20 protein-coding genes are annotated in these 19,954 nt (G+C 70.7%); 16 read left to right on the top strand and 4 right to left on the bottom strand.

Annotated features, from left to right (window positions below; genetic code table 11):
• Positions 1 to 70 precede the first annotated feature (70 nt).
• The 4 genes from dnaK to ELQ40_RS17825 all read left to right on the top strand — a co-directional run bounded on the left by dnaK (position 71) and on the right by ELQ40_RS17825 (position 4,150).
• Positions 71 to 1,945 carry a molecular chaperone DnaK gene (gene dnaK / locus ELQ40_RS17840; RefSeq protein WP_127794900.1) on the top strand — a complete coding sequence of 625 codons (1,875 nt, stop codon included), beginning with the start codon at positions 71 to 73 and terminating at the stop codon, positions 1,943 to 1,945.
• 2 nt (positions 1,946 to 1,947) lie between these two features.
• Entirely contained in the window at positions 1,948 to 2,607 is a 660-nt protein-coding gene (locus ELQ40_RS17835) for a nucleotide exchange factor GrpE (protein WP_127794899.1), read from the top strand.
• A gap of 122 nt (positions 2,608 to 2,729) precedes the next feature.
• Positions 2,730 to 3,731, top strand: coding sequence for a DnaJ C-terminal domain-containing protein (locus tag ELQ40_RS17830; protein ID WP_127794898.1), 1,002 nt, complete (start codon positions 2,730 to 2,732; stop codon positions 3,729 to 3,731).
• A gap of 2 nt (positions 3,732 to 3,733) precedes the next feature.
• Complete coding sequence (locus ELQ40_RS17825) at positions 3,734 to 4,150, top strand: heat shock protein transcriptional repressor HspR (RefSeq protein WP_127794897.1); 417 nt, start codon at positions 3,734 to 3,736, stop codon at positions 4,148 to 4,150.
• 42 nt (positions 4,151 to 4,192) lie between these two features.
• On the opposite strand, the gene ELQ40_RS17820 is transcribed toward ELQ40_RS17825, so the two are convergent.
• Complete coding sequence (locus ELQ40_RS17820) at positions 4,193 to 4,774, bottom strand: dihydrofolate reductase family protein (protein ID WP_127794896.1); 582 nt, start codon at positions 4,772 to 4,774, stop codon at positions 4,193 to 4,195.
• Between the two features lie 104 nt (positions 4,775 to 4,878).
• Between ELQ40_RS17820 and ELQ40_RS17815 the strand changes: the two genes are divergently transcribed.
• Positions 4,879 to 5,499: a TetR/AcrR family transcriptional regulator gene (locus ELQ40_RS17815; protein ID WP_127794895.1), complete on the top strand. Its 621-nt coding sequence runs from the start codon at positions 4,879 to 4,881 to the stop codon at positions 5,497 to 5,499.
• A 49-nt stretch (positions 5,500 to 5,548) separates the two neighbouring features.
• On the opposite strand, the gene ELQ40_RS17810 is transcribed toward ELQ40_RS17815, so the two are convergent.
• Entirely contained in the window at positions 5,549 to 6,265 is a 717-nt protein-coding gene (locus tag ELQ40_RS17810; RefSeq protein ID WP_127794894.1) for a hypothetical protein, read from the bottom strand.
• 65 nt (positions 6,266 to 6,330) lie between these two features.
• Here ELQ40_RS17810 and ELQ40_RS17805 point away from each other — a divergent pair, with 65 nt between their 5' ends.
• The 4 genes from ELQ40_RS17805 (at position 6,331) to ELQ40_RS17790 (ending at position 9,619) form a co-directional block, all read left to right on the top strand.
• Complete coding sequence (locus ELQ40_RS17805) at positions 6,331 to 7,527, top strand: class I SAM-dependent methyltransferase (RefSeq protein WP_127794893.1); 1,197 nt, start codon at positions 6,331 to 6,333, stop codon at positions 7,525 to 7,527.
• A 126-nt stretch (positions 7,528 to 7,653) separates the two neighbouring features.
• On the top strand, positions 7,654 to 7,902 hold the full coding sequence (clpS, locus tag ELQ40_RS17800) for an ATP-dependent Clp protease adapter ClpS (RefSeq protein ID WP_240666068.1): 249 nt from the start codon (positions 7,654 to 7,656) through the stop codon (positions 7,900 to 7,902).
• A complete protein-coding gene (locus ELQ40_RS17795; protein WP_127794891.1) occupies positions 7,899 to 8,390 on the top strand; it encodes a DUF2017 family protein in 492 nt (163 codons plus the stop codon). The genes clpS and ELQ40_RS17795 overlap by 4 nt, the downstream gene beginning before the upstream one ends.
• Positions 8,391 to 8,530: 140 nt before the next feature.
• Positions 8,531 to 9,619, top strand: a complete 1,089-nt coding sequence (locus tag ELQ40_RS17790; protein WP_127794890.1) for a DUF998 domain-containing protein — start codon at positions 8,531 to 8,533, stop codon at positions 9,617 to 9,619.
• A 102-nt stretch (positions 9,620 to 9,721) separates the two neighbouring features.
• Here the strand turns inward: ELQ40_RS17790 and ELQ40_RS17785 are convergent, their stop codons facing one another.
• Positions 9,722 to 10,120 (bottom strand): SHOCT domain-containing protein, encoded by a 399-nt coding sequence (locus ELQ40_RS17785; RefSeq protein WP_127794889.1) that lies wholly within the window; start codon positions 10,118 to 10,120, stop codon positions 9,722 to 9,724.
• 244 nt (positions 10,121 to 10,364) lie between these two features.
• Here ELQ40_RS17785 and ELQ40_RS17780 point away from each other — a divergent pair, with 244 nt between their 5' ends.
• The 7 genes from ELQ40_RS17780 to ELQ40_RS17750 all read left to right on the top strand — a co-directional run bounded on the left by ELQ40_RS17780 (position 10,365) and on the right by ELQ40_RS17750 (position 19,731).
• Positions 10,365 to 11,663: an ion channel protein gene (locus tag ELQ40_RS17780; RefSeq protein ID WP_127794888.1), complete on the top strand. Its 1,299-nt coding sequence runs from the start codon at positions 10,365 to 10,367 to the stop codon at positions 11,661 to 11,663.
• Positions 11,664 to 11,728: 65 nt separating this feature from the next.
• Complete coding sequence (locus ELQ40_RS17775; RefSeq protein WP_127794887.1) at positions 11,729 to 13,396, top strand: SulP family inorganic anion transporter; 1,668 nt, start codon at positions 11,729 to 11,731, stop codon at positions 13,394 to 13,396.
• 49 nt (positions 13,397 to 13,445) lie between these two features.
• Positions 13,446 to 14,117 carry a GAP family protein gene (locus ELQ40_RS17770; RefSeq protein WP_127794886.1) on the top strand — a complete coding sequence of 224 codons (672 nt, stop codon included), beginning with the start codon at positions 13,446 to 13,448 and terminating at the stop codon, positions 14,115 to 14,117.
• A gap of 1 nt (position 14,118) precedes the next feature.
• The gene (locus tag ELQ40_RS17765) at positions 14,119 to 15,279 is read left to right on the top strand and encodes an AI-2E family transporter (protein WP_240665856.1); all 1,161 of its coding nucleotides are present in this window, start codon (positions 14,119 to 14,121) and stop codon (positions 15,277 to 15,279) included.
• Positions 15,260 to 16,474 (top strand): AI-2E family transporter, encoded by a 1,215-nt coding sequence (locus ELQ40_RS17760; RefSeq protein WP_240665855.1) that lies wholly within the window; start codon positions 15,260 to 15,262, stop codon positions 16,472 to 16,474. The genes ELQ40_RS17765 and ELQ40_RS17760 overlap by 20 nt, the downstream gene beginning before the upstream one ends.
• A gap of 151 nt (positions 16,475 to 16,625) precedes the next feature.
• Positions 16,626 to 17,027, top strand: coding sequence for a hypothetical protein (locus tag ELQ40_RS17755; RefSeq protein ID WP_127794885.1), 402 nt, complete (start codon positions 16,626 to 16,628; stop codon positions 17,025 to 17,027).
• Between the two features lie 7 nt (positions 17,028 to 17,034).
• Positions 17,035 to 19,731, top strand: coding sequence for a cation-translocating P-type ATPase (locus tag ELQ40_RS17750; protein WP_127794884.1), 2,697 nt, complete (start codon positions 17,035 to 17,037; stop codon positions 19,729 to 19,731).
• A 48-nt stretch (positions 19,732 to 19,779) separates the two neighbouring features.
• Here the strand turns inward: ELQ40_RS17750 and ELQ40_RS18880 are convergent, their stop codons facing one another.
• Complete coding sequence (locus ELQ40_RS18880; protein WP_164863694.1) at positions 19,780 to 19,926, bottom strand: hypothetical protein; 147 nt, start codon at positions 19,924 to 19,926, stop codon at positions 19,780 to 19,782.
• Positions 19,927 to 19,954 lie beyond the last annotated feature (28 nt).

The following is a 19,954-nucleotide window of genomic DNA, read 5'->3' as shown; positions in this document are numbered from 1 at the left end:
CCACCAGTCCGAGAACGTCCGCCGCGGGGCATCCGCGCGGCCCGGAACGGACAACGAAGGAGAAACACACATGTCACGAGCAGTAGGCATCGACCTCGGAACCACCAACTCGGTCGTCTCGGTCCTCGAGGGCGGCGAGCCCGTCGTCATCGCGAACGCCGAGGGCTTCCGCACCACCCCGTCGGTCGTCGCATTCACCAAGGACGGCGAGGTGCTCGTCGGCGAGACCGCCAAGCGCCAGGCCGTCACCAACGTCGACCGCACCATCGCATCCGTCAAGCGCCACGTCGGCACCGACTGGAAGACCGACGAGATCGACGGCAAGCGGTACACCCCGCAGGAGATCTCGGCGCGCATCCTGCAGAAGCTCAAGCGCGACGCCGAGCAGTACCTGGGCGACACCGTCACCGACGCGGTCATCACCGTGCCGGCGTACTTCAACGACGCCGAGCGCCAGGCCACGAAGGACGCCGGCGAGATCGCGGGCCTCAACGTCCTGCGCATCATCAACGAGCCCACCGCTGCCGCGCTCGCGTACGGCCTCGACAAGGGCCGCGAGGACGAGCTCATCCTCGTCTTCGACCTCGGCGGCGGCACGTTCGACGTGTCCCTCCTCGAGGTGGGCAAGGACGACGACTTCTCGACCATCCAGGTCCGTGCGACCGCTGGCGACAACCGCCTCGGCGGCGACGACTGGGACCAGCGCGTCGTCGACTGGCTGATCAAGCGCTTCAAGGAGTCGACCGGCGTCGACGTCTCGAAGGACAAGATCGCGCTCCAGCGCCTCAAGGAGGCCGCCGAGCAGGCGAAGAAGGAGCTCTCCAGCTCGATGTCGACGAACATCCAGCTGCCCTACCTCTCGCTCACCGAGAACGGCCCGGCGAACCTCGACGAGAAGCTCACCCGGGCCCAGTTCGAGGACATGACGAGCGACCTGCTCGACCGCACGAAGAAGCCCTTCGAGGACGTCATCCGCGAGGCCGGCATCAAGGTGTCCGACATCGCCCACGTCGTGCTCGTCGGCGGCTCGACCCGCATGCCCGCGGTGTCGGAGCTCGTCAAGCAGGAGACCGGCAAGGAGCCCAACAAGGGCGTCAACCCCGATGAGGTCGTCGCCGTCGGTGCGGCCCTGCAGGCCGGCGTCCTCAAGGGCGAGCGCAAGGACGTGCTGCTCATCGACGTCACCCCCCTCAGCCTCGGCATCGAGACCAAGGGCGGCATCATGACCAAGCTCATCGAGCGCAACACGGCCATCCCGACCAAGCGGAGCGAGACCTTCACGACCGCCGACGACAACCAGCCGTCGGTCGCCATCCAGGTCTTCCAGGGCGAGCGCGAGTTCACCCGCGACAACAAGCCGCTCGGCACCTTCGAGCTGACCGGCATCGCCCCGGCTCCCCGCGGCATCCCGCAGGTCGAGGTCACCTTCGACATCGACGCCAACGGCATCGTGCACGTGTCCGCGAAGGACAAGGGCACCGGCAAGGAGCAGTCGATGACCATCACGGGCGGGTCGAGCCTGCCCAAGGAGGACATCGACCGCATGGTCAAGGAGGCCGAGGAGCACGCGGCCGACGACAAGAAGCGCCGTGAGTCCGCCGAGACCCGCAACCAGGCCGAGCAGCTCGTCTACTCGATCGAGAAGCTGATCAAGGACAACGACGACAAGCTGCCCGCCGACGTCAAGACCGAGGTCCAGGGCGACGTCGACGCGCTGAAGACCGCGCTCGCCGGTGACGACGACGACGCCGTGAAGTCGGCGTTCGAGAAGCTCAACCAGTCGCAGGGCAAGCTCGGCGAGGCGATCTACGCGCAGCAGCAGCAGGCGGATGCCGCCGGTGCCGCGGGCGAGGACGCGAACGCGACCGGCGAGGCGGGCGACAGCTCGGCCGACGAGGACGTGGTCGACGCCGAGGTCGTCGACGACGAGGACGAGAAGAAGTAACCATGGCCGACGAGAACCAGAACCACGAAGAGCCGGTGATCCGCGACAAGCGGCGCATCGACCCGGAGACCGGTGAGGTTCGCCAGGCTCCCGACGGGGCGGGCGATGCGCCCGCCCCCGAGGGTGCGGCTTCGGCCGGTTCGGCGGATGCCCCGGCGGGCGCCGGCGGCGTCGAGCCCGAGGCATCCGACGACACCGAGCTCACCGTCGAGGACATCCTGAACGCGGCCCAGGCCGAGGTGCAGGATCCGAGCGACGAGCACCTCGCCGACCTCAAGCGCGTCACCGCGGAGTACGCCAACTACCGCAAGCGCACCGAGGCGAACCGAGAGGTCGAGCGCGAGCGCGCGGTCGGCCAGGCTGCGGCTGTGCTGCTGCCCGTGCTCGACGACCTCGACCGGGCCGAGAAGCACGGCGACCTCGAGGGCGACACGCCCTTCGCGACCATCGCCGCGAAGCTGCGCGGCCAGGTCGAGAAGCTCGGCCTCACCCCGTTCGGTGAGCCCGGCGAGCCGTTCGACCCGCAGCGGCACGAGGCGATCTTCCAGCAGCCGTCCCCCGACGTCGAGGTCGACACCGTCGCCGACGTCGTCGAGACCGGCTACACGCTGGGCTCGACGCTCATCCGCGTCGCGAAGGTGGTCGTCAAGACCCCGGCGTGACCGCAAACCCGTTGGTCGAGTAGCGACGAAGGAGCGTATCGAGACCGTTCGACCAGGTCTCGATACGCTCCGCTCCTCGACCGGCGGGCAATCAGTCAGACTTCAGAGGAAGGAGGTGCCGGTTGGCCAGTCAGGATTGGTTCGACAAGGACTTCTATGCCACGCTCGGCGTCTCCAAGGAGGCGAGCGACGCCGACATCAAGAAGGCGTACCGCAAGCTCGCCCGGCAGTACCACCCCGACCAGAACCCCGGCGACGCCAAGGCCGAGGCGAAGTTCAAGGAGATCAGCGAGGCGAACTCGGTGCTCTCCGACGCCGAGCAGCGCAAGGAGTACGACGCGGTCCGCGCGATGGGCTCCGGCGCCCGGTTCACCGCGCCCGGATCGGGCGGGGCCGGCGGGTTCGAGGACGTCTTCGGCGGCATGTTCGGCCAGCAGGGCGCGGGCGGCCAGCGCTTCACCTTCCAGCAGGGCGGCGGCGGTGGCGGCGACTACGACGACCTGCTCGGCAACATCTTCGGCAGCGGCAGGTTCGGCCAGTCGTCGGGCGGCTACCGCGGCTTCGGCGGCCCGACCCCGGGCCGGGATGTCACGGCCACCACCACGCTCGACTTCATCACGGCGACCCGCGGCGAGCAGGTGACCCTGCAGACCAGCGAGGGAAAGCCGATCACCGTGCGCGTTCCCGCCGGCGTCTCCGACGGCCAGAAGATCCGGCTGCGCGGCAAGGGCCACCCGTCGCCCGACGGCGGTCCGGCCGGCGACCTCATCCTCACGGTCAAGGTGCGCAAGCACCCCGTGTTCGAGCGCGACGGCTTGAACCTGCGCGTCAACGTGCCGGTCACCTTCGCCGAGGCCGCCCTCGGCGCGACCATCGAGGTGCCGACCCTCGGCGGCAAGCCCGTGAAGCTGAAGGTCGCGCCCGGAACGCCGAGCGGCCGGGTGCTGCGCGTCAAGGGCCGCGGCGTCGAGACCGCGAAGGGCACGGGCGACCTGCTCGCCGTCGTGCAGGTCGCGGTGCCGTCGCACCTGTCGAAGGACGCGCGCGAGAAGCTCGAGGCGTTCGTCGCCGACCTGCCCGACGAGGACCCGCGCGCCGACCTGCTGGCGAAGGCCAGGGAATAGCGGTGGACGAGACGAGCCCGCTGTTCGTGATCTCGGTCGCGGCCGAGCTCGCCGGCATGCATCCGCAGACCCTGCGGCAGTACGACCGCATCGGCCTCGTCTCCCCGACCCGCACGGCGGGCAAGTCGCGTCGATACTCGATGCGCGACGTCGTGCGCCTGCGCGAGGTCGCGCAGCTGTCGGCCCAGGGCGTGAGCCTCGAGGGCATCCGCCGGGTGCTCGAACTGGAGGACGAGGTCACCGGCCTTCGAGCGCGCGTCCGCGAGCTCGAGGCCGCCCTCGCCGACGAGATGATGAACAACCGGCCCGGCCGCCGCGTGTTCGCCGCCGGCTCCCAGGGCGAGGTCGTCACGATCAGGGCCGGCACCCGCGTGCGCCGCGAGAACGCGGTGGTCGTGTGGCGGCCGCTCGAACGCTGACGCCCGGCCGGGCGGCCGCCCGGCTGTCAGGCCGTTAGGCCGTTAGGCCGTCTCGCCCGACGCGCCGGTCGCGCCGGTCGGCCGGTATCGGAGGTTGACCTCCTCGAGCGGGTCGCCGTTGAGCATCTCGAGCGGCACCGGCGCGCCGCCCGGACTGTCGTAGAGCCGGATGCCGTCGCCGAGCAGCACCGGCAGCACGTGCAGGTCGATCTCGTCGAGCAGTCCGCGTTCGAGGAGCTGGCGGCCGAGGCTGGCCGAGAGCACCTCGACGTTCTTGCCGCCGGCCGCGCGCCGCGCGATCTCGACGGCCTCGGCGATGTCGCAGTCCAGGAACGTCACGCCCTCCGCCGGTCCCGCGTCGTCGGGGTGGTGGGTGAGCACGAACAGCGGTCCGCTCCACGCTCCCCCGTACACCGCGCCCGCGTCGGGGAACGCCTCCCATCCGTCGCGTCCGCCCAGGACGGCGCCGGTGGTCTCGACGTACTCGGCGATGAGGCCGGATCGATTGGTGGCCGCGGGCATCCAATCCATCGCGTGCCCCGGGCCGGCCACGAATCCGTCGAGCGACATCGAGAAGTGCCACAGCACCTTGCCGTCTGCGGTCTGCGGGGTCGTGTCGTGCATGTTCGGGCTCCTTCGTCGAGAGGTGAGTCGATCGACTCGCCACTTACGGTACGCCCGTCCATCGAGGTGAGTCAAGCGTCTCGCCTCTGTGGCACCATGGAGCCATGAGCCGTGAACTGCCCGAATACCACCGCGATGTCGCCGACCGGAATCGAGCGGCGATCATCGAGGCGGCCACGGCGCTCTTCCTCGAGCACGGGTACGATCGCGCCTCGCTCGCCCGAGTCGCCGAACGAGCCGAGGTCTCGAAGGCGACGCTCTTCAAGCAGTTCCCGACGAAGGCCGCCCTCTTCGAAGCGGTCGTGCTGGCCGTCGGCGACGGGCCGTCGCGCGAGCTCCCCGTGCCTCCGCCCGGCGACCTCGGTGCGGGCCTGCTCGCCCTCGGTCGCGAGTACGCCGACCTGCTCCTGCAGCCCGCGACCGGGGAGCTGCTCCGACTCGTGATCGCCGAGGCGCATCGCTTCCCCGAGCTGCGCGAGCGCACCTACGACTTCGGCACCCTGCCGGTGATCGCGGCGCTCGGGCACTACCTCCGCGCCGAGCGCGACGCGGGCGGCGTGCACGTCGACGACCCCATGACCCTGTCGACGCAGCTGCTCGGCATGATCGCGTCCGCGGTCTTCTGGCCCCGCCTCGTGCACCCGGGATGGTCGCTCGACGACGACGAGGTCGACGCCGTGGTCCGCGAAGCCGTGCAGACCGTCGTCGCGAGGTACGGCGCGTAGGCCGTCGCGTGCCGGGTCGTGCGGAACACGCCGGCGCAGGGCCTGCCCGCTACCGCCCCCAGGCGCTCGCGGGCGCCTCGACCACCGGAACGTGCGACGCGGTCCAGTGCCCGCCGTTGCCGTAGTGGCTCGTCGCCCACGGCGACGCCCAGATCGCGGCCGCCGTCGTGCCGGCCGGCGCGCTCGCGTCGAGCGCGGCCTCGATCGCGTCGTAGAAGGACAGGCGCCGCAGGCTGTCGGCCGCGTAGTACGCCCCGGTCTGCAACGTGTCGTAGCTCCCGAGCCCCGATCCGCCGCCCGATCCGTTGCCGTTGTTCAATGGGTTGTTGCGGTTCCACCAGTTGTCGGGGCCGTTCTCCTCGCGCATCCACTGCGTGATCACGGCCACGTTCTCGTCGGTGACGGGGAACTCGCCCTCGACGAGGACGAGCTTCGCCCAGTCGTGGTTGGTCCCGCCGAGCACGAGGGTCTCGGGCCCGGTCGACGCCGTGTACGACTCGCTGGACACGGTCGGATGCTGCGCGTCCGCGGCGATCTCGACCGACTGCACGTCGTCCCCGCGGAATCCCGTCGACTCCGCGACCGCCTCGTCGGGGCCCCCATCGAGCGGCGCCAGTGCGAGGGTCGCGACGATGCCGAACACGGCGGCGGTCGCGAACGCGCCGGAGAGTCGTCGGATGCCGCGGACCGGCATCCGGCCACGACGCGACGACGGCGCACCCCGCCCGGGTGCGCCGTGCCTTCCCCCTGGATGCTGCACGCGCATGAGGGTTGCGAGGGTAGCAAACCGGTCGGGGTGCCTCCAGTGAGGACGCTGGGTACCCTTGGCCGATGGACTTCAGCGCGCTCCGCCGATTCCCCGACGTCGACGGGCCCGGACTCGAGGCATCCGACGCCGCCGACCGGCTGATCCTCGACGAGGCGGCCGCGCTCGTCGCCTCGGGCGCGGCGGCGGACCCGGCGACGACGGATGCCCCGGTCGCCGTGATCGGCGACACCCATGGGGCGCTCGCCGTCGGCGCCGCCGCGGTGCTCGGCGCACGCGAGGTCCGTGCGCACCAGGACGCGCTGCTGGGCGAACGTGCGATCGCCGCGAACGCCGAGCGGATGGGCGCAGCCGCCGTTCGCGTCGGCGCTCTCGACGACGACCTGGTCCGCGACGCCCGGCTCGTGCTGCTGCGGCTGCCGCGCTCGCTCGATCAGCTCGACGAGCAGGCCGAACTCATCGCACGGCACGCAGCGCACGACGTGGTGGTCGTCGCGGGCGGGCGGATCAAGCACATGTCGCTCGCGATGAACGACGTGCTCGGACGTTGGTTCGGGCGCATCGACGTCACGCACGCACGGCAGAAGTCGCGGGTGCTGCTGGCACGCGGCCCGCGTACGGGGGATGTGGCGACCGCGGCGGTCGCGCTCGACGGCGACACCTGGCCCCGGCGCCGGCGCGACCGGTCGCTCGGGGTCGAGATCGTCGCACACGGCGGCGTCTTCGCCGGCGCAGCCGTCGACATCGGCACGCGGTTCCTGCTCGAACACCTCGACGCGGCCATCGGCGCGGCCGTCGGCGGCGCGGCCGACCCGGGACGGCTCGGCCCGGTGACGGCAGTCGACCTCGGCTGCGGCACGGGCGTCGTCGCGGTCGAACTCGCCCGAAGGTACCCGGAGGCCGTGGTCGTCGCGACCGACCAGTCCGCGGCGGCCGCCCGCTCGGCCGCCGAGACCGCCGCTGCGAACGGACTCGCCGACCGCATCGACGTGCACCGCGCGGACGCGCTCGAGTTCGCGACCGACGCATCCGTCGACCTCGTCGTGCTGAACCCGCCGTTCCATGCGGGAGCCGCGATCACGACCGCGCTCGCCGAGCGCCTCTTCGCCGAGTCGGGCCGTGCGCTGCGACCCGGCGGGCGGCTCGTCGCCGTCTGGAACTCGCACCTGCGCCACCGACCGTCGCTCGAGCGGCTCGTCGGCCCGACCGTGCAGGTCGCCCGCAACCCGAAGTTCACCGTCACGGTGTCGACCCGCGCCTGACGCACCGCCGCAGCGCGCGACGGTCCGCCGACGGTCCGCCAAGTGCGGGATGCATCGACCGCGCGAACATGTCAATCTGGAATGGTGACGGACACGCTCGAGCGCACCGACCTCGACCTGGTGACCATGCCGGTCGCCGAGGCGTCGTGGCGCACGGTCGTGTGGGACGATCCGGTCAACCTCATGACGTACGTCACCTACGTGTTCCGCAGCTACTTCGGCTACCCGCGCGAGGAGGCCGAGCGGCTCATGCTGCTCGTGCACCACGAGGGCCGTGCGATCGTCGCGACCGGCAACCGGGAGGCGATGGAGCGTCACGTGCAGGCGATGCACGGCTACGGCCTGCAGGCGACCGTTGCGAGGGCCGAGACGTGATCGTCGCCGGCCGCGGCGGAGGCGAAGGGGTGCGCCTGGTGCTCGAGGCCGAGGAGGCGATGCTCCTGTCGGAGCTCGCCGACCAGGTCGACTCCGTGCTGCTGCTCGGAGCCGAGGACGATCCTGCGCTCGGGCGCCTGCTGCCGAACGCCTATCCCGACGACGTCGAATCGGCGCACGAGTACACCCGTTACACCCGCGGCAGCCTCGTCGACGGCAAGCGCCAGGCCGCGCAGTCCGTACGCGACGCCACCTCGGTCGGCGACGGCGGGAAGCTCGTCGAGATCGAACTCGACCAGGTGCAGGCCTGGGGGTGGCTGACGTTCCTCACCGACCTGCGGCTGATCCTCGCCGAGCGGGTCGGCGTGGTCGAGGAGGGCGAGCCAGACCAGGACGAACAGCGCGACGACTACCTGCGCGCGGCGTACGAGTGGGCCGGGTTCGTGCAGGGCTCCATGCTCGAGGTGCTCGACCCGACCGAGGCCTGACAGCCGTCATCGACCTGCCGCAACGGACCGGCGCGACCGACGCCGCGACCCACCGGCCGCGCCTGGTCGCCGCGGACCGCCTCCGCACGGCAGGATGGGCGCATCGGCGTGCGAGGCGCCGCGCCAGGAGGGGGGAACCGGTGAGTCAGACCGTTCGGGAGGCGTCGTCGTGGCGCCAGGTCATCGCGAGGCCGACGTCGTCGGCCGAATCGATCGAGTCGTTCGCGCTCGTGCTCGGCACCGTCGCGTTCGCGGTCGGCGCCCTGATCGCGGCGATCGCGTTCTGGGGGCAGGACGTGTCGATCTCCGGCCCCGGTTCCCTGGGCCAGTTCGTCGGCATCGGGGGCGGGCTCGTCGCGGGTGTCGCATTCGTCGTCGCGCGCGTCGTCATGCATCGCGCCGACGACGGCGATCCGTTCGCGGTGACCGGCGCCCGGCTGCACTGGTTCGACGTGACCGCGCTCGCCGTCGCCAACGCCGTCATCGCGCTGCTGGTCTGGATCGCGCTCGCGAACGTGCTGGAGCGCAGCTTCGTCGGAGCGGTCGTGTTCACGCTGCCGGCGATCGCCCTGGCCGGTGTCGCGTTCGCCCTGAGCGCCTACGTCGGCTTCCTCAGCGGCGCCAACCTCACGCCGAGCCTGCTCTCGCTGCTGCTCGCGGTGTTCCTCGTCGTCGGCGTCATCGCCGCGATGCTCAGTTCGAGCGACCCGCTGTGGTGGCAGAAGAACCTCTCGGCCCTCGGCATGACCGACGACCTGTCGGCGTTCGCGTTCAACCTGACGCTCGTCATCGCCGGGGTGATCGTGACGATCATCGCCCGCTACGGCACCGCCTCGCTCGACGACCGGACGCCGGAGGACGTGCGCCGGCGCAACACCGTGCGCACCCTGCTCATCGTCGTCGGCGTCTTCCTCGCCTGCGTCGGCATCTTCCACGTCGACGACTTCTTCTGGGTGCACAACTCCGTGGCGACGGGCATGGCCGTCGCCTTCACGATCCTCGTGTTCGCGCTCGCCCGGCTCGTGCCGCCGATGCCGAAGGCGTTCGTGGTCCTCGGCTACGTCTACGTCGGCGTCATCGTCGTGCTCGGCGTGTTCTTCGCGACCGGCTACTACAACCTGACGGCGGTCGAGCTCGTCGCCGCCGTGCTGATCTTCAGCTGGATCATCGTGTTCCTGCGCAACGTCGCCGCGATCCGCGGGCGGGAGGCATCCGCCCCGGCCGACTGACGGGAGCGCGTCGAAACGCATCGAGGCGCGCCGGACGCGGAAGGGGGCGGGTGCCGAAGCACCCGCCCCCTTCGCCGTCTCGGAACGGCGTCGCGGAACGGATCAGCCGTTCGCGAGGGCCCTCGCCTTGAGCGAGTCGAACTCGGCCTGGCTGATCGCGCCCGAGTCGAGCAGCGCCTTCGCCTTCGAGATCTCCTCGGACGGGCTCGCGGTGGTGCCTGCGGTGCTGCGGATGTAGTCGTCCGTCGCCTGCTGCACCTTCGCGGCCTCCTTCTGCGAGCGCTCGGCCATGCCGTTGCCGCGGGCGATCAGGTAGACCAGCGCGGTCAGGAACGGCACGAAGATCAGGAAGATGATCCAGAGCGCCTTCAGCCAGCCGTTCAGCTTGTGGTCGCGGAACAGGTCGCTGATGATCGCGATGACCGCCCACAGGTAGGCGAAGAACGCGAAGAACCAGATGGTCCACCAGAAGATGTCCCAGATGCTTTCCCAGAAACTCATTTGAAGTGCCCTTCTTCGGTTGTGTGTTGCCGAACGCAGGGGGCGTTCGACGGTTCGCAACCGAATCCGGGAGGGCGGTGGTCGATGATGACGTCGATCCCACCCCTGATCGTCGGTCTTCCCCGGGCCACATCGTAGCGTGACGGATCCGCCCGTGTGTCACCCGATCCGCGTGATTCCGGCGATCGGACCGCCGGTGCGTGTCGGGTGTCGGGGGCCGGGCGTGTCGCGGTAGCGTCGCGGCATGTCGTCGACGTCATCAGCGGGCGAACTGGCCGACGCGGTCCCCGGACCCAGGCAGTTGCTCGTGCTCGCGATACCGGCGATCCTGGTCGGGGTGCTCACCGCGCTCGTGCTGTGGCTGCTCGACGAGGTGTCCTCGCTCCTCGAGGACCTCCTGTGGACCACCATGCCGGCGGGCATGGGATTCGACCCGGATGCCCCGTGGTGGATCATGATCGTCCTGACCGCGACCGGCACGGCGGTCGGGCTCGTCACTTGGCTCGTGCCGGGCCACGCGGGCCCCGACTCCGCGACGACGGACCTGCTCGAGCCGCCGCTCAAGCCCTGGGTCGTGCCGGGGCTCGCGCTCGCCGCCGTGCTCGGCCTCGCGGGCGGCGTCAGCCTCGGCCCGGAGAACCCGATCATCGCGATCAACGCGACGATCGTCGCCGCGTTGTTCGCGCGACTGCTGCCCGGCATCCCGGGGCAGCTCGCGGTCTGGCTCGCCGCGGCGGGCACGATCGGGGCGCTGTTCGACACCCCGGTGGCCGCGGCGCTCGTCTTCACCAGCGCGCTCACGGGCACGCCGGTCCGCGGGCACCTGTGGGACCGCCTGTTCCTCCCGCTCGCCTCCGCCGGTGCCGGAGCGATCACCATGTACCTGCTGGGCGCCCCGCCGCTGTCGTTCGAGATGCCGGCGTATCCCGGTCCGACGGCATTCGACCTCCTCGGCGGCGGCCTGATCGCCGTCGGCTCGGTGGTCGTCGGCCTCGCCGCGCTCGCCGTGTTCCCCTGGGTGCATCGGGCGTTCCATGCGCTGCGGCATCCGGTGCTCATCCCGCTCGCGGGCGGCATCGTGCTGGGCCTGCTCGGCGTGCTGGGCGGACCGATCACCATGTTCAAGGGCCTCGAGCAGACCGGAGAGCTGCTCGCGAACACCGGCACCTACACGGCGGGCGCGCTCCTCGTGATCGCGCTCGTCAAGCTCGTCGCGCTCGTGGTCGCCGCGTCGTCCGGGTTCCGCGGCGGTCGCATCTTCCCCGCCGTCTTCATCGGCACGGCGCTCGGCATGCTCGGCAACGTGCTGCTCCCGACGGTGCCGATCGCGCTGGCGGTCGCGTGCGGGGTGCTCGGCGTCGTGCTGGTCGTCGGTCGTGACGGCTGGATCGCGATCTTCGTCGCCGTCGCGATCGTCGGCGACATCGGCGTGCTCCCGATGCTGTGCGTCATCGTCCTGCCGGCGTGGCTCCTCGTGACGAAGGCGCCGGAGTTCCGGGTGGAGGCGGCGGAGCCGTACCCCTACCTCGCCGCCAACCGATAGGTTCGGCAGGGCGAGGCAGGCAGGCACTGCCGGGCAGACCGGTGCTGCCGGACGGAGGGGGAACCGTGCAACGACCGCTGGCAGGGCTGAACCGCCGCAACCTCGGCCGCGAGTTGACGGCCGGCGTCACGCTCCTCGCGATCGCGATCCCGCTCAACATCGGGTACGCGCAGATCGCCGGGCTTCCGCCGACGGCCGGCCTGTACGCGTTGATCGTGCCCACCGTCGTGTACGCGCTCGTCGTGTCGAGCCGCCAGGTCGTCGCGTCGCCGGATGCCGCGGCGGCCGCGCTCGTCGCGAGCTCGATCGGCGGGCTGGCCGCAGCAGGATCGGCGGACTACGCGACGCTGGCGCTGGCGCAGGCGATCATCTGCGGCATCCTGTTCGTGCTGCTGTCGGTGCTGAAGCTCGGGTTCCTGGCGAACTTCCTCTCGAAGCCGATCCTCGTCGGCTTCGTCGGCGGGCTCGCGCTCGACATCCTCGTCAGCCAGGTCGCGAAGATGCTCGGGGTGAAGATCGACTCCGGCGGCGAGTTCGTCGAGAAGGTCGTCGACCTCGTCACCGGCCTGCCCACCGCGAACGTCGTCTCGATCGTGATCTCGGTCCTGTCGGTCGCGGTGCTCCTGGGTGGGCGGCGGCTGCTGCCCGCGGTGCCGTGGGCGCTCATCGTCATGATCGTCGCGACGGTCGCGGTCGTGCTCGCCGATCTCGACGACGCCGGGGTCGATGTGCTCGGCGAGGTCCCGGCCGGTCCCCCCGTGTTCTCGTGGCCCGTGATCGATTGGACGATGTGGCTCGCGCTCGTGCCGTCGGCGATCGCGCTGACCCTCGTCACGACCGCGGAGGGGCTGCTCGTGTCGCGCTCGTACGGCGAGAAGCGCGGCTATGCGACGCGCCCCAACCGCGACCTGCTGGCCTTCGGCCTGTCGAACATCGCGGCGGGCGCGAGCTCGAGCTTCGCCGTCGGCTCGTCCACGTCTCGGACCGCGGCGATGGACCAGGCCGGGTCGCGCACGCAACTGCCGTCGCTCGTGCTCGCGGTGGGCACGCTCCTGCTCCTCCTGTTCGGCACGGCCCTGCTCGCCGACATCCCGTCGCCGGCCATCGGGGCGATCGTCGGCGTCGCGGTGCTGCCGTTGCTCGGCATCCGCGACTTCGCCGCGATCTGGCGCCAGGATCGGTTCGAGTTCGCCGTCGGCGCGGTCTGCTTCGTGGTCACCCTCTTCATCGGCGCCATTCCGGGCATCATCGTCGCGTTCGTGCTCGCGCTCGTGAACCTGGCGCAGCGGGCGGCTTCGCCCGCGATCGACGTGCTCGAGGCCGAGGGCAACCCGACCGACTCGCTGCTCGACGAGGCGCCTGCCGGTTCGGTGACTGCGCCCGGCATCGTCGTGGTGCGCCTCGCGGCGCCGCTGTTCTTCGCGAACGGCGCGGTGTTCACCGACGCCGTGAAGCGCGCGGTCACGGGCGCGCAGGCACACGGGGGCGATTCCGCGGTCCGACACGTCGTCATCGACATGGAGGCGGTCACCGACGTCGACGTCACCGGAGCGGAGAGCTTCGAGGCATTGCAGGCCTGGCTCGACGGCGAACGGATCGAGGTGTCGTTCAGCCGGGTCCGCGACGATTCGCGGGAGCGGTTGCGGCAGATGGGGCTGCTCGGCGATCGCAGGGTCTTCGACACGAATCGCGCCGCGATCGCCGCGCTCGGGTCGGCGACCGCCGACGGCTGACCCGCACCGATAGGGTGCAGTCAGCGCATCATCGGACCTGGGGAGGGCCATGGGTGGGGTAATCGGGGACATCCTGCCGCTGGCGATCGGCATCGCGATCAGCCCGGTGCCGATGATCGCCGCGATCCTGATGCTGCTCTCGCCGAAGGCGAAGGGCACGAGCATCGGGTTCCTCCTCGGCTGGGTCGTCGGCATCGTCCTCGCCGTGGTGATCTTCACGCTGCTCGCCTCGGTGCTTCCCGAGGACGACCCGGATGCCTCGAAGCCGATCGCCGGCGTCGTCAAGATCGTGCTCGGACTGCTGCTGCTGTTCCTCGCGTTCCGGCAGTGGCGGAGCCGGCCCGGCCCCGGCGAGGAGGCCGCGCTCCCCAAGTGGATGAGCGCCATCGACCAGATGACGGCGATGCGGGCGTTCGTGCTCGCCCTGCTGCTGGCCGCCGTCAATCCGAAGAACCTCCTCCTCGGCGCCGCCGCCGGAACCACCATCGGCACCGCCGGCCTGACGGTCGGCGAGGACGTGGTGGTCGTCCTCGTGTTCACCCTCATCGCCGCGGCATCCGTCGCGATCCCGGTGGTCGCCTACCTGCTCGCGTCCGCGCGGATGGCCGGGCCTCTCGAGTCGCTGCGCGCCTGGCTGGTGCACAACAACGCCACCGTGATGGCGGTCCTGCTGCTGGTGCTCGGCGTGGTCGTCGTCGGCAAGGGGATCGGGAGCTTCTGAGGTGGGCGACACGGTGGGCGACGAGGTGGGCGACACGGAGACGGACGGGACGAGTCCGGCGGCCGCCGCCCCGCCCGCCCCGATGGCCCCGGCGGTCCGGGCCGAGCCGGTCGGGCTCTCGCGCGGCACGCGACTCCTGCTCGCGACGGCCGCGGCGATCATCGTGTTCGTCGGCATCTGGCTGGCCCGCGACATCCTCGGTCCGCTCGCACTCGGAGCGGTCGTGACGATCATCGCCCACCCGGTGCGGCATCCGCTCGAACGTCGTGGCTGGCCGCGCTGGCTCGCGACGACCGCGGTGATCGTGGTGGCGTACCTGATCCTCGGATTCCTGGCGCTCCTGCTCGTCTTCGCCTCCGCCCAGTTCATCGGGATGCTCCCCGACTATGCCGACGAGCTGCGGGCCACGGCCGAGGCCATCAGCGAGGCCGCCGCCGCCGCGGGCCTCTCGGACGCGGCATCCGGTGCTGCGACGTCACTGCTCGACGCGGGCACCCTGGTGTCGTTCGCGACGTCGACGGCCGACGCCGTGCTGGGGGTCGCCACGGCGTTCTTCTTCGTGCTCGCCTACGTGATCTTCATGGCGGCGGATGCCGCGCGCTTCGGCCGCGCGGGAACCGTCTTCGGCAGCGCCGCGGCCGACGGCATCGGCACCCGGTACTTCAGCGGGGTGCGCCGGTACTACGTCGTGAACGCGACCTTCGGCCTCATCGTCGCGGTGCTCGACGGGCTCGTGCTGTGGGCGATCGGCATCCCGATCCCGATCGTGTGGGCCATCCTCGCGTTCGTGACCAACTTCATCCCGAACATCGGCTTCGTGATCGGGCTGATCCCGCCGGCGGTGCTCGCACTCGTCGTGGGCGGGTGGCCGCTCGCGCTCGTGGTCGTGCTGGCCTACTGCGTGATCAACGTGACGCTGCAGGTGCTCGTGCAGCCGAAGTTCGTCAGCGACGCCGTCGACCTCAGCCTCACGCTCTCGTTCGTCTCGGTGGTGTTCTGGGCGTTCGTGATCGGCCCGATCGGGGCCATCCTCTCGATCCCCCTCACGCTGCTCGTGCGCGCACTGCTGCTCGAACCCGATTCGCGGGCGGCGACGCTCCTGCGCCTGTCGGGGAACCCGAAGACCGAGGGAGGGAACCCACGTGTGGTGGAACCGACGTAAGGCGTCCGAGCCCGAGCCCGAGCCCGCGGAGCCGGAGGTCGCGGCGGAGACGGCGACCGAGCACCGCGGCGCGTTCATCATGCTGGCCCTCGCGGGCGGCACCGTCGCCGCATTCGGCCTCGCCGCGATCGCCGACATCTTCGTGTGGTCGTTCTTCGCCGTCGTGCTGACGATCTGCGCCTACCCGTTGCGCGCGTGGCTCGAGGCGCGCGGGGTGCCGAGGGGCGTCGCCTCGCTCGCGATGATCCTCGCGGTCGCGCTCCTGCTCGGTGCGTTCGTCTTCGCGTTCTTCTTCTCGTTCGCGCAGTTCCTTGCGCTGCTGCCCCAGTACACGGCCGAGTTCGACGAATGGATCTCGAACGTCGGCGCCTGGCTCTCGAGCCTGGGCGTCGGCCAGCAGCACATCACGCAGATCACCGACTGGCTCGATCCGGGCAAGGTGCTCGACGTCATCGGCGGCGTGGTCGGCAGCGCGACGGGGTTCGTCGCCGCCGCGGTGATCCTGCTGACCATGGTGCTGCTCATGGCGATGGACTCGACCTACGCGCGCACCCTCGTCACCAACCTCTACCCGCGCAAGCCGCGCCTGGCCACCGCGAGCGTCGCCTACACGATCGGCGTGCGGCGATACATGGTGGTCACCACCATGCTCGGCATCGCGCAGGGCGTCGTGAACTGGCTCGCGCTCCTGTTGCTCGGCGTCCCCGGCGCCGCGCTGTGGGGTGTGCTCGCGTTCCTGTGCAGCTTCATCCCGAACGTCGGCTACTTCATCGCGATCATCCCGCCCATCGTGTTCGGTGCACTCGTGGGCGGATGGCCGATGGTCATCGCCGTGATCGTCGTGTACGGCGTCATCAACGCCGTCATCCAGTCGATGATCCAGCCTCGCGTCGTCGGCAATGCGGTCTCGCTGAACCAGACGATCACCTTCTTCTCGGTGCTGTTCTGGGCGGTCGTGCTCGGGCCGATGGGCGCGATCCTGGCGATCCCGCTCACACTCCTGGTCCGGCTGCTGCTCGTCGACTCGAACCCGAACCTCGCCTGGGTCAAGCCCGCGCTCGGCGACTTCGACGAGGCGAAGCGGATGATGGAGGCCGAGGATGCCGCGGCGAAGGCCGAGCGGCGCAGCCGGAGGCATCCGGGCGCCGGATCGACGTCGGGTTCGGATGCCCCGGGAACCGGGGAACCGGCCTAGGAGCCGCCGCGCGGCCCATCCGGCCGCCGCTCGGGCGACGCCGCGTCTCACCCTGCGAGCATGACGTGCGGCCCTTGCACGCGCGAATATCGTGCGGCGTGCGGGCCCTCCGGCCCGGCCGTTCCGAGGCGCCGACGTGAGGAGCACAGACATGACCGACACCACTGCGACCGGCTGGATCGGCTGGGGCTACTTCGCCGCCACCATCCTGCTCATCGCCGGGATCTTCGACACGATCCAGGGGTTCGTCGCGATCCTCGCTCCCGACAGCGCGTACTTCGTGGTCGACGGGACGCTGTTCGTGTTCGACATCCAGGGCTGGGGCTGGTGGACGCTGATCATCGGCCTGCTGCTGGTGCTCACGGCCATCGCGCTCTACGCCGGCCAGACGTGGGCCCGCATCACCGCCGTGGTCCTCGCGGGCCTGAGCGCGGTCGGGCACCTCTTCACCATCCCGGCGCAGCCGTGGTGGTCGCTGATCGTGATCGCACTCGACGTGCTGGTGATCTACGCACTCCTGGTCCACGGCCGCGAGATGAAGGCCGCGCGGTAGCCGCGCCGTGACCGACGTCGAGACGCCGCCGACGCGGCCCTGGTACACGGAGGAGCCCGACGAGGTCGTGGCCGCGCTCGGGAGCGACCTCGGCCGTGGGCTGAGTGCGGACGAGGCCGCGCGCAGGCTCGCCGAGCACGGGCCCAATGCGATCGCCGCGGAACCGGCGCCCTCGGTCTGGCAGGTCGCCCTGCGCCAGCTCGCCGACCCGATGAACATCATGCTCGTCGTCGTGGCGATCGTGAGCCTGCTCATCGCCCAGGTGAGCGTCGGCATCCTCGTCGGCGCGCTGGTCGTGCTCAACGTCGTGCTCGGCACGAGGCAGGAGATGAAGGCGAAGGCCTCGGTCGACGCGCTGGCGAAGATGCAGATCCCGCAGGCGCGCGTCATCCGCGGCGGCGGACTCGTGCAGGTGGATGCGACGACCCTCGTGCCGGGCGACCTGCTCGCCCTCGAGGCCGGCGACATCGTGCCCGCCGACGGGCGGATCCTGCGGTCGGCCACGCTCGAGACGCAGGAGGCCGCGCTCACCGGCGAGAGCGCGCCGATCCCCAAGGACGCCGGCACGATCGACGACCCCGACACGACGCTCGGCGATCGATCGAACATGGTGTTCCAGAACACGCAGGTCACCCGGGGCACCGCGAGCGTCTTGGTGACCGACACCGGCATGACGACCCAGATGGGCCGGATCGCGTCGATGCTGTCGGCGGTGAAGCCGGCCAAGTCGCCGCTGCAGCGCGAACTCGACTCCCTGACGGGCGTGCTCGGGTGGATCGCCTGGGGCGCGGTCGCGGTCATCGTGATCACCGGGCTGCTCAGGGGCCAGGAGGTCGCGTCGGTCATCCTGCTCGGGATCTCGATGGCCATCTCGGCCATTCCGACGGGCATGCCCTCGTTCGTGCAGGCGATGCTGTCGTACGGCGCCAGGCAACTGGCGGAGCACCGCGCCGTCGTGAAGAACCTCACCGACGTGGAGACCCTCGGGGCGACGAGCTCGATCAACTCCGACAAGACCGGCACGCTCACCATGAACGAGATGACGGTCGAGTCGCTGTACTTCCGCGGAGCCTGGTTCACCGTGTCGGGCAGCGGGTACGAGAAGTCCGGGGAGATCCGGGGCGCGACCGTCGAGCCGAGGCGCGACTTCACGATGCTCGCCTCGGGGCTCGCGCTCTGCAGCGACGCCACCGTCTCCGACGACGGCGCCGTGGTCGGGGACCCGACGGAGGCCGCCCTCGTGGTGCTCGCGGCGAAGATGGGCGTCGACGCGGAACTGACCCGTGCCGCCCACCCGCGGCTGGCCGTCGTGCCGTTCGACTCGGCCTACAAGTTCATGGGAACGTTCCACACCGTCCCCGGTGAGGTGGGCACGGGCTCCGTGGTGTTCGTCAAGGGCGGCCCCGACGTCGTGCTGGATCGCTGCGGCAGCATCGCGACCGCCGACGGGCCCGTGCCGATCGCCGAGCAGCGCGAAGCGATCCTGGACGCGAACCGGAGCCTGTCGGAACGCGGCCTGCGCGTGCTCGCCTTCGCGTACCGGCGGATCCCCGAGGGCACGCCGATCGAGGTCGACCCCATGGCCATGATCGGCGACCTCGTGTTCGTCGGCCTCGTCGGCATCATCGACCCGCTCCGGCCGTCGTCGAAGGAGGCCGTCCGCATCGCGAAGGAGGCCGGCATCGAGGTCCGGATGATCACGGGCGACCACGCGATCACCGCGGCCGCGATCGGCGCCCAGCTCGGCCTCGGCGACGGGGCGGCGAGCGGTGCCGACCTGCAGGCGATGTCGGACGACGAACTGAAGGCCGCCCTCCCGCACCTCCACGTCTTCGGTCGCGTCACGCCCGAGGACAAGCTCCGGCTCGCCCGCCTCATGCAGGAGCAGGGTGCGGTCGTCGCGATGACCGGCGACGCGGTCAACGATGCGGCGGCGCTCAAGCAGGCCGACATCGGCGTGGCCATGGGTTCGGGCAGCGAGGTGACCAAGCAGGCCGGGAAGATGATCCTCGTCGACGACAACTTCGGCACCTTGGTCACGGCGGTGCGCCTGGGCCGCGCGATCTACGAGAAGATCGTCAGCTACGTGCGGTTCCAGATGTCGCAGCTGTTCTCCCTCGTGCTGCTGTTCCTGGTCGCCAGCCTGTTCGGCATCAACGACGGGGTGCCGCTGACCCCGATCATGGTGCTGTTCCTCAACTTCTTCGTCGCCATCTTCCCGGTGATCGCGATCCTGCTCGACCCGACGCCCGACGGGATCATGCAGAAACCGCCGCGCGACCCCAAGAAGACGATCGCGAACGGCGCGGCGGTGACGCGCTGGTTCCTCTATGGCGGCGTGCTGTTCGTGGCGACCCTGATCCCGCTCCTGATCGCGCCCGACCAGCTCAGCTCGACTGAACCGAACCCGCCCGTGACCATGGCGTTCGTCGTCGCCGCCTTCGGCGCCGTCCTCAGCGGTCTGGTGATGCGCCGCGACCCGGAGAGCGGCCTCGGGCCGCCGATCCTCACCGCGATCAAGTGGCTGTCCATCCCGGTCGCGCTCACCGTCGCCGCGGTCGAGCTCGGGTTCATGCAGCGGTTCGTCGGGACGACGAGCCTCGACGGCGGCCAGTGGCTGACATGCATCGGACTCGCACTGATCGTCCCGGTCTTCGTCGAGGTCGAGAAGGCGATCCGGCGGGCACGGCACGCCCGGGCGTGACCCTCGTGCATCGCCGTCGGCACGTGGGGGCGAGCAGGCGGCCGGCGCTCAGGGGGCGTGCCCGGAGTCCGCGACCCGATTGACCGAGACGACCTCGACCCCGAGGTCGCCGAGCATCTCGAGCAGCCCGAGCAGCATCGCCTGGTCGGCGACGCGACCGGTGACGCGGGTGCGCCTGCCGTCCGTCTCGTCCACCGTCTCATCCACCGCGAAGTCGCTCAGC

It is taken from the genome of Agromyces sp. LHK192, from assembly GCF_004006235.1.
Taxonomy (GTDB): domain Bacteria; phylum Actinomycetota; class Actinomycetes; order Actinomycetales; family Microbacteriaceae; genus Agromyces.
Note: the sequence above shows the minus strand (reverse complement) of the source record. Positions and strands in the feature narration are given on the sequence as shown.